The organism is Burkholderiales bacterium, from assembly GCA_013695435.1.
Classification (GTDB): domain Bacteria; phylum Pseudomonadota; class Gammaproteobacteria; order Burkholderiales; family JACMKV01; genus JACMKV01.
Genome location: JACDAM010000257.1, coordinates 1 through 7,859, shown reverse-complemented (window position 1 = coordinate 7,859; position 7,859 = coordinate 1). Strand labels below are relative to the sequence as shown.

General features: G+C 60.8%; 7 protein-coding genes and 1 other RNA gene. 3 read left to right on the top strand and 5 right to left on the bottom strand.

The annotated features are described in order from the left end of the window. A partial coding sequence (locus H0V78_12830; protein MBA2352623.1) for a type II toxin-antitoxin system HipA family toxin occupies window positions 1-1,074 on the top strand: 1,074 nt, incomplete at its 5' end. Between the two features lie 49 nt (window positions 1,075-1,123). After that, window positions 1,124-1,379: a transfer-messenger RNA gene (gene ssrA / locus H0V78_12825) on the top strand. 80 nt (window positions 1,380-1,459) lie between these two features. Here ssrA and H0V78_12820 read toward each other — a convergent pair. From H0V78_12820 to H0V78_12800, 5 genes are all read right to left on the bottom strand, one after another. Further along, complete coding sequence (locus H0V78_12820) at window positions 1,460-2,308, bottom strand: transporter (GenBank protein ID MBA2352622.1); 849 nt, start codon at window positions 2,306-2,308, stop codon at window positions 1,460-1,462. Between the two features lie 70 nt (window positions 2,309-2,378). Continuing rightward, complete coding sequence (locus H0V78_12815) at window positions 2,379-3,515, bottom strand: metal ABC transporter permease (protein ID MBA2352621.1); 1,137 nt, start codon at window positions 3,513-3,515, stop codon at window positions 2,379-2,381. A gap of 173 nt (window positions 3,516-3,688) precedes the next feature. After that, the gene (locus tag H0V78_12810; protein ID MBA2352620.1) at window positions 3,689-4,570 is read right to left on the bottom strand and encodes a metal ABC transporter permease; all 882 of its coding nucleotides are present in this window, start codon (window positions 4,568-4,570) and stop codon (window positions 3,689-3,691) included. A 122-nt stretch (window positions 4,571-4,692) separates the two neighbouring features. After that, window positions 4,693-5,589, bottom strand: a complete 897-nt coding sequence (locus H0V78_12805; protein ID MBA2352619.1) for a metal ABC transporter ATP-binding protein — start codon at window positions 5,587-5,589, stop codon at window positions 4,693-4,695. Between the two features lie 24 nt (window positions 5,590-5,613). Further along, the gene (locus H0V78_12800; GenBank protein ID MBA2352618.1) at window positions 5,614-6,612 is read right to left on the bottom strand and encodes a zinc ABC transporter substrate-binding protein; all 999 of its coding nucleotides are present in this window, start codon (window positions 6,610-6,612) and stop codon (window positions 5,614-5,616) included. Between the two features lie 127 nt (window positions 6,613-6,739). Between H0V78_12800 and H0V78_12795 the strand changes: the two genes are divergently transcribed. After that, complete coding sequence (locus H0V78_12795) at window positions 6,740-7,495, top strand: metal-dependent transcriptional regulator (protein ID MBA2352617.1); 756 nt, start codon at window positions 6,740-6,742, stop codon at window positions 7,493-7,495. Window positions 7,496-7,859 lie beyond the last annotated feature (364 nt).

Below are 7,859 nucleotides of genomic sequence, written 5' to 3'. Positions count from 1 at the left end.
GAAGGCCGGATGCGCCGTTTGATCGCGCAGCAGTTCCAGGTTTCCGCGCAGAACGACTTTGCCCTGCTGGACCATATTGGCGGCGAATGCGCCGGGGCGGTGACCTTACTGGAACCCGGGCAGCCTTTGCTCCTGCCAGCGGCCGGCAGCGAGGTTGAATGGCTGAGCGACGAGGACATCATCGCCGTCCTTGATGAGCTACCTCGCCGCCCCATGCTGGCCGGCAAGGATGGCCTGCGCCTCTCGCTGGCTGGCGCCCAGGACAAACTCCCGGTGGTCGTGGAGGGCAATCGGATTGGATTGCCCCGCAACGGCGCGCCCAGCTCGCACATCCTGAAACCGGCGATTCCAGCCGTCGAGGACAGTGTGACCAACGAGGGATTCTGCCTGGCGTTAGCCGAAGCCATGCAACTCAAGCCAGCCCGCTCAAGGATTCACTCAGTTCAGGGGCGTCAGTTCCTTCTGATCGAGCGGTACGACAGAACGGCCGATGCGGAGGGTGAAATTCACCGCTTGCATCAAGAAGATTTCTGCCAGGCGCTGGGCGTGGCGCCAGAAATGAAATACCAGAACGAGGGTGGCCCCGATCTCGCGCAATGCTTTGAGCTTGTACGCCGCGTCACGCGCCCCAGCGCGCCGCAGGTGCTGCGTTTGCTCGACTACGTGGTATTTAATGCTCTGATTGGCAACCACGATGCGCACGCCAAGAATTTCTCCCTGCTGTATGTGGGCAAGGCGCCTGTTCTGGCTCCGCTCTATGACACGCTCTCGACAGCGGTGTATCCGACCCTCGCCCCCAGGATGGCGATGAAACTCGGCAGCACATACAAATTCAGCGAAGTGCAGGGGCGGCACTGGGATCAGTTTGCTCAAGCGGCTGGCCTCTCCGTTGCGCAGGCCCGCAAACGCATCCTGGAACTAGCCAGACAGCTCCCTATGACTGCCCGCAAGCTTTACTCCGCACCGGGCAGTGGATTTGTCGACGATCCTCTGGTTGAGCAGATCATCAACATCATCGAGCAACGCGCAACACTGACGATACGGCAGATGACTGCACCCATAGCCGAAACATAACTGTTGCGGCTTGCCTGATATGGCGATTCTATACAAGGGTCCGAAAACCGGGCGCGTCGCGTCGGCCACGGGTTCGATTCCGCGTTTGGGAATCGAATTAGCAGCGCGGATATAACGGACGCAGAGTCATAAACGCGGAATCGCGCGCTTCAGGGTTACTTTGGAGCGCGTTAAATCCAAGGTACTCGCCCGATGCAAGCCCGTCGGCTGGCGTGCCAAGGATTAAATCAAACAGCCTGACCAAGTATGTAGAACTGCCTGTAGAGGACTTGCGGACGCGGGTTCGATTCCCGCCGCCTCCACCAAATAAAAACGCTACCCTTGCGGTGGCGGTTTTATTTGGAGATGCTTGGATAAGAAAAGCACTCGCCAAAGTTGCAGCCACTCAAAACCGCCTGGCGAAACCGAAGCCGAAGAAGGTGTCGGGGCCCGAAACATCGTTGTCCAGACCGACGCCGACGCGCGTATCGAGTTGAAAATCGTCGTCGACGAGATAGGTCAGTCCGGTATTGAAAAAGCGCGCGCCGTCGGATGTGGCGGCTTCCACGCGGGTAAAACCGTACACCTCGAAGTAGGTTCCGACTTGCTCGGTCAAATCGACGGCGAGCGAAACGCTGGCAAAAAATTGATCGAAGCGGTCGCCGCGATCGGCGGCGTAGGAGTAGCCGAGGTTGGAAGCCAGTGCAATTTGTTCAGTCAGATTGACCGCCATGGCGAACACGGCGTCAGGCTGCAAATCGTCCTCGCGAAAGGCGCTTGCGCCCGTCGGCAAACTCGTGCCTACGATGAGCGCCATCGCCGGCCATTTGACCAACCCGTTTTCGCTTGAGCCTTCGGACAGCGCGAACTTGGCGCCGAGGGAGGCGTCTTCGAATCCCGATGCATCGCCGCCTTCATCATCTTCGGCATCGCTGCGAACAACCAGGTACGACGGTATTCCGAAGCGCAGTTCGACGCGTTTGGCGACCGGCACGCGCACAAGAATTTCGCCGACCGTGTGCTCGCGGTCTTCGCCGCTGCGGGTAAAGGTGTAGCCGCTTTCGATCTGCGCCCGGAAACGCAAGGGTACGACCAGCGGACTTTCGGTAAAGTCCGGACGGTCGGTCGCGATGGTGTCGGACGCATCGGCCGCCGTGGGCTGGGGAATCGATGATGATCCTTCCTGCTGCGCCGGCGCCGACGCCGCGCAAAAGATGAATGCTGAAGCGAGGGTTGCCCTCAGGTAATTTTTCATTTTCGAATCCATTCTTTTTTTTGTTTTCCGCGACAGCACAACTCTTCGAGATCCGCATGCGAAACCGCTTTTACGGCGCTCCCTCGACGAGAACGCCAGCGGTCATCGTTTCATGCGCCAGACCGCGGCCGGCCTTCGTCAACTGAAGACTTTCCTCGCCTTCCCGCTGCACCAGACCTCTTTTCTCGGCGCGCTTGACGACTTCGCGCGCGAAGTCTGGCCGCCAGCGCAAGCCAACGCCCAGATGCTCGACGCAGTTTTCGATTGCCGCCGCCGCTGTTTTTTCGTGGTTATGCAAATGGACCGCGAGCACCATTTGCGCGAATTCCCAGCGCTGCCGGCGGCGCCGCGCCGCCAGCGCGATCAAACCGCGCTCCGCCGCACACAACCACGCGAGGACAAACAGCACGCCTGACATCGTCGCCATCGAGCCGGCGATCGAAGCATCGAGCACGCGCGCCAGCCAATAGCCGCTCAATGCGCTCGCGATCCCGATTGCGACGCTGAGAAAAATCATGCGCGATAGCCGATCGGTCAAGAGATAGGCGGCGGCGGGCGGGGCGATCATCAGCGCGACAACGAGTATCGAGCCGACCGCATCGAACGCGCCCACCGTGGTGACCGAAACCAGCGCCATCAACACGTAGTGAATCACGGCCGGCGAAAAACCGAGGGCGTGGGCGAGCAGCGTATCGAAAGTCGAGAGCTTGAGTTCCTTGTAGCACAGCGCGACGAACGCGGCGTTGAGCGCGAGAATGACACTCATCACCCACAGCATGCGCGCGCCGTAATCGGCGCCGTCGATGACCAGCCGGTTGAACGGCGCAAACGCCAACTCGCCCAGCAATACGGCATCGACGTCGAGATGGACGTTGCCGGCATAGCGCGCGATCAGAATCACGCCGATGCTGAACAGCAGTGGAAACACCAGCGCGATGCTCGCGTCTTCCTTGACCAGCCTGGTCCGGTTCAACAGCTCGACCAGAATTACGGCCAGCATCCCGGTCGCGGTCGCGGCCAGAATCAGAAACGGCGACGTGATATCTTCGACCACGAAAAACGCCAGTACGATGCCAAACAGAATTGAATGGCTGATGGCGTCGCTCATCAGCGCCATGCGCCGCAGCACGAGAAAGACGCCCAGCAGCGCGCACGCTGCCGCGACCACTGCCGCGATGATCTGGATTTCTACTTCGGGTGAAAGCACGCGACGACCCTTCTATTTTTCAAACCGGACTCCTTCGCGCTGTAGCGGCGCTCTTCGACGGTTCGTGCGCCGCAAAAGGGTTTGCCATTCGCGGGCAGGCGCGAATTCAATTCATTCCGTGAAAGCGTTTAACGCGAGTTTTTTAATCGGAACCTGGGACCACGACAAAGCAATCAGCCGGCCATCGCGCGCGCCCCGCGCTTTCTGAAACGCCGCCAAACCACGCCGCGTTTCGGCGCAAACAACAGCGAGACGAGCACCGCGAGACTCAGGCAAACGACGATCGTCGGGCCCGTCGGCAGGCGCTCGACAGCACTGCTGACAATCGCTCCGCTCGCGCCCGCTAGAAGTCCGAACATTCCGGCAAGCGCGACCATTGCGCCAAGCTGGTCGGTCCACTGCCGTGCGGCTACGGCAGGCGCTACCACCATAGCGGACATCAGCACCACGCCGACCGTCTGCAGTCCGGTGACGATCGCGATCACGATAACGCTGGTCAGCACGATGTCGATCGCGCGCACCGGCAAGCCCAGGCTCGCCGCGTAATCGGCGTCGAAGCTCAACAGCTTGAATTCTTTCCAGAACAGCAGCGTGACGACGATCACGATCGCGCCAAGGGCAGCGATCATGATCACATCGCTGGCGAGCAAGGTTGCCGCTTGCCCGAACAGAAACTTGTCCAGCCCGGCCTGGCTCGCCTGCGGCTGCTTCTGAATGTAAGTGAGTAGCATCAAGCCGAAGCCGAAAAACACCGAAAGCACGATGCCGAGCGCGCTGTCCTGCTTGATGCGCGTGGTACGCACGATGCTCATCACGATCAGCGTTCCGATCCATCCGGCGATGGCCGCGCCGAGCACGAGCACCAGCGTTTCCTTGCTGCCGGTGAGCAGAAACGCGAGCGCTATGCCCGGCAGCGCGGCGTGCGAAATCGCGTCGCCGAGTAGGCTCTGCCTGCGCAAGACCGCGAAGGATCCGAGCGCGCCGCTGACCAGGCCGAGCAAAGCAGCGCCGAGCGCAACGGTGCGCAGTGTGTAATCAAAGAATTCGACGTTCATCTCCGGATCCGGTTTTAGTAGCCCATCGCCTTCGCGTTGACGACGGCTATGCAAGATGGGCGTCGTCGATACTTGCCGTGAGTCGTTGATGCCATGACTCGACTCTCGTCAACTCACTCTCGTCAACTCAAACGCGTAGCGATGCGCGCACCAGCGCCGGTCACAAGCGCTTCGGGCGCTTCGGATTTCCCCTGCTGCCGCGCTTCATGCGCGCTGACCGCGGCGACCGCGCGCGTTGCTTGCGGATGGAACGGCACGCGCCCGCCATACGTGAGGCGCAGGTTCTCTTCGGTGTATACGTCGGCTACCGGCCCGCCGGCGATGCGCCGCACGTTCAGCAACAAGACGCGCTCGAAGTATTGCGCAACCGTCTCCAGGTCGTGATGTACGACGACGATGGTGCGGCCATCGTTGCGCAGCTCGCGCCATAATCCAACCACGGCTTCTTCGGTCTTAGCATCGACGCCCTGCAGCGGCTCGTCCATGAAGTAAACCTGTGCGTCCTGCGCGAGCGCGCGTGCAAGGAACACGCGCTGCTGCTGCCCGCCCGAAAGCTGACTGATCTGGCGCGCCGCGTAGGGCACCATGGCGACCTGCTCCAAAGCCTGCATGGCGGCCTCGCGTTCTTTCCTTCCGGGGCGGCGAAACCAGCCGAGCTTGCCGTAGCTGCCCATCATCACGACGTCCAGCACGTTGGTCGGGAAATCCCAGTCGACCGATCCGCGCTGCGGCACGTAGCCGGTCAGGCGACGGTTCTCATCGACGCTGCGGCCATGAATCGTCACGCTGCCGGCGGCCGCGGGCACCAGGCCCAGAATCGCCTTGATCAGCGTCGATTTGCCTGCGCCGTTGGGGCCGACGATGGCGGTCAACGATCCCGCCGGCACGCTCCAGTCGATGTCCCACAGCACCGGTTTGTCGCGGTAAGCGACGGTCAGATCGTTTACATCGATCGCCGGCGTCTTGGCGCCCGGTTGCAATTGCGCAGTACCTTGAGCTGTATTCGTAAATGAATGCATTGTTTGCCTGCGCCGGTGAAGTCCTTAATCGGTGGCGCCCACCGTAAGCGCCCCGACAATCGTGTCGACGTTATGCCGCACCATGCCGATGTAGGTTCCTTGCGGCGTGCCGGCGTCGCCCATCGCGTCTGAATAGAGCTGTCCGCCGATACGCGTTTCAAAGCCGCGCGCTTTCACCGCTGCCTGCACCGCTTCTATGGTTCGCTGCGGAATCGAGCTCTCGACGAAGATCGCCGGAATGCGCCGCTCCGCGATAAAGGCCGCGAGCGCTTGCACATCACCCGTTCCGGCTTCGCTCGCCGTGCTGATGCCTTGCAGCCCGCGCACTTCGAAACCGTAAGCGCGTCCGAAATAGTTGAACGCATCGTGCGCCGTAACCAGCACGCGCTGCGGTTGCGGCACGCGCGCCGCCTGCGCTTTCACATACTCGTGCAGATCGCGGACTTCATTCAGATAGCGTTCGGCATTGGTGCGGTAGCTGACGGCGTTGTCGGGATCGTATGCGACGAGTGTGTCGCGGACGCGCCCACCGGCTTTGCCCCACAGCTCGACATCGAACCAGATGTGCGGATCGTAGGCGCCGGCGAATTCAGGCGGCGCGAGCAGACGTTCGCGCTCGACACCGTCGGCGACGGCGGCCGTGCGCTTGCGCCCTTGCATGCGTTCCAGCACCTCGCCCATGGCGGCTTCCAGATGCAGGCCGTTGTAAAAAATGATTTCGGCAGCGCCGAGCCGCCGCACATCGCCTTCGCTGGCACGATACAGGTGCGGGTCGACGCCGGCGCCCATCAGCGCCGTGACGCTTACCTTGTCACCACCGATGTTTTTGGCCGCATCGGCGATCATGCCTATGGTAGTGACGATCCGCAGCGGGCCGCTATCGTCCACACTGCGTTGCTGCGCGCCTTCCGAGGCAATCGGAACCGCGTCGCCACAGCCGCTTACCAACAGAATGATGGCCAGCGCAAACAACCGTCGGATACGGCGCGTGGCGATATTGATATTTCGACTAGGGTGCAGCATCATCAATCCGGTTTTCGATCTCGCAGATTCATGCAGATTGGAACTTTTGTTTAGAGTATCCTAAATTTGGACTTGTACAAACCATAATGTTTCGCGAGCTTTTGGACGCAATAAAGGAAAGGCTTCGATGACTTTGGCCGGCAACGAATCGCAGAAGATCACTCCCGTCGTCGAGGATTACCTGAAGGCGATCTACCACCTCGCGCAAAAAAACGATCCGGTCCGCACCGTCGCGCTGGCGGCGGCATTGAAGCTGAAACCCGCCAGCGTCACCGCGATGCTGATAACGCTGGCGGATCTGAAACTGATCCGCTACAAGCGCTACCACGGCGTCACGCTGACCGATGCGGGCGCTAAAGTCGCGCTGGAAGTGATCCGCCACCATCGCCTGATCGAGCTTTATCTCGTCCGCGCGCTGGGCTTCAGTTGGGATGAGGTCCACGAAGAAGCCGAGGTGCTGGAACACGCAATTTCGGAAAAGCTGGAAGCGCGCATCGCCGCGTGGCTGGGGAACCCGACGCTGGACCCGCACGGCGACCCGATTCCGACGCTGCAAGGCATCGTTCCGGAATCGACCAGCCTCAGCCTCGCCGACGCCCCGCTCAAGGAGCGCGTGCGCATCGTACGCGTCAGCAATCAGGATTCAGAGCGCTTGCGCTACCTGGCCGGCCTCAAACTTGTTCCGGGAGCCGCGGTACGGGTGATGCAACGCGCGCCGTTCGAGGGACCGGTTACCGTGCGCATCGGTAAAGATACACACGCGCTCGACCATGGCCTTGCACGCGCGCTGCTGGTTTCCAGGATGCAAGCCGGGGAGAACAATGAAATTTCACGCGCTGCCCCGGTTATCTCCCGGCGACGGCAGAGCGCGGCACGAAGGTAAACGTTTAATGCGGAATCGCGCTGATTTAGAGGGTTACTTTGCTTAGAGTTAAATCAGGTAACTCGCCCGATGCAAGCCCGTCGGCTGACGTGCAAAAGGTTAAATCAAACAGCCTGACTTGTATGTAGAACTGCCTTTAGAGACTTGCGGACACGGGTTCGATCCCCGCCGCCTCCACCACGACCACAATGAGGCCATGCCGCGCGCGGATGCTACGAACTGCATGCAAGCCCAAAGCCTAGCAGGCTGTTGAAATTCGCTCGCGAGTAAACGCGCATGGCCAGGCAGTCGTTGTGGATATCGTGTTCATGATCGAAGCAAGGTGAAGACGATGCGTGGATCGGATGGGATGCAGGAGGCGCTG

Bases quoted from the DNA above. Each gene is read 5' to 3' on its own strand.
- H0V78_12820 (MBA2352622.1), bottom strand. From the start codon at position 2,308: ATGAAAAATTACCTGAGGGCAACCCTCGCTTCAGCATTCATCTTTTGC.
- H0V78_12810 (MBA2352620.1), bottom strand. From the start codon at position 4,570: ATGAACGTCGAATTCTTTGATTACACACTGCGCACCGTTGCGCTCGGC.
- H0V78_12805 (MBA2352619.1), bottom strand. From the start codon at position 5,589: ATGCATTCATTTACGAATACAGCTCAAGGTACTGCGCAATTGCAACCG.
- H0V78_12800 (MBA2352618.1), bottom strand. From the start codon at position 6,612: ATGCTGCACCCTAGTCGAAATATCAATATCGCCACGCGCCGTATCCGA.
- H0V78_12795 (MBA2352617.1), top strand. From the start codon at position 6,740: ATGACTTTGGCCGGCAACGAATCGCAGAAGATCACTCCCGTCGTCGAG.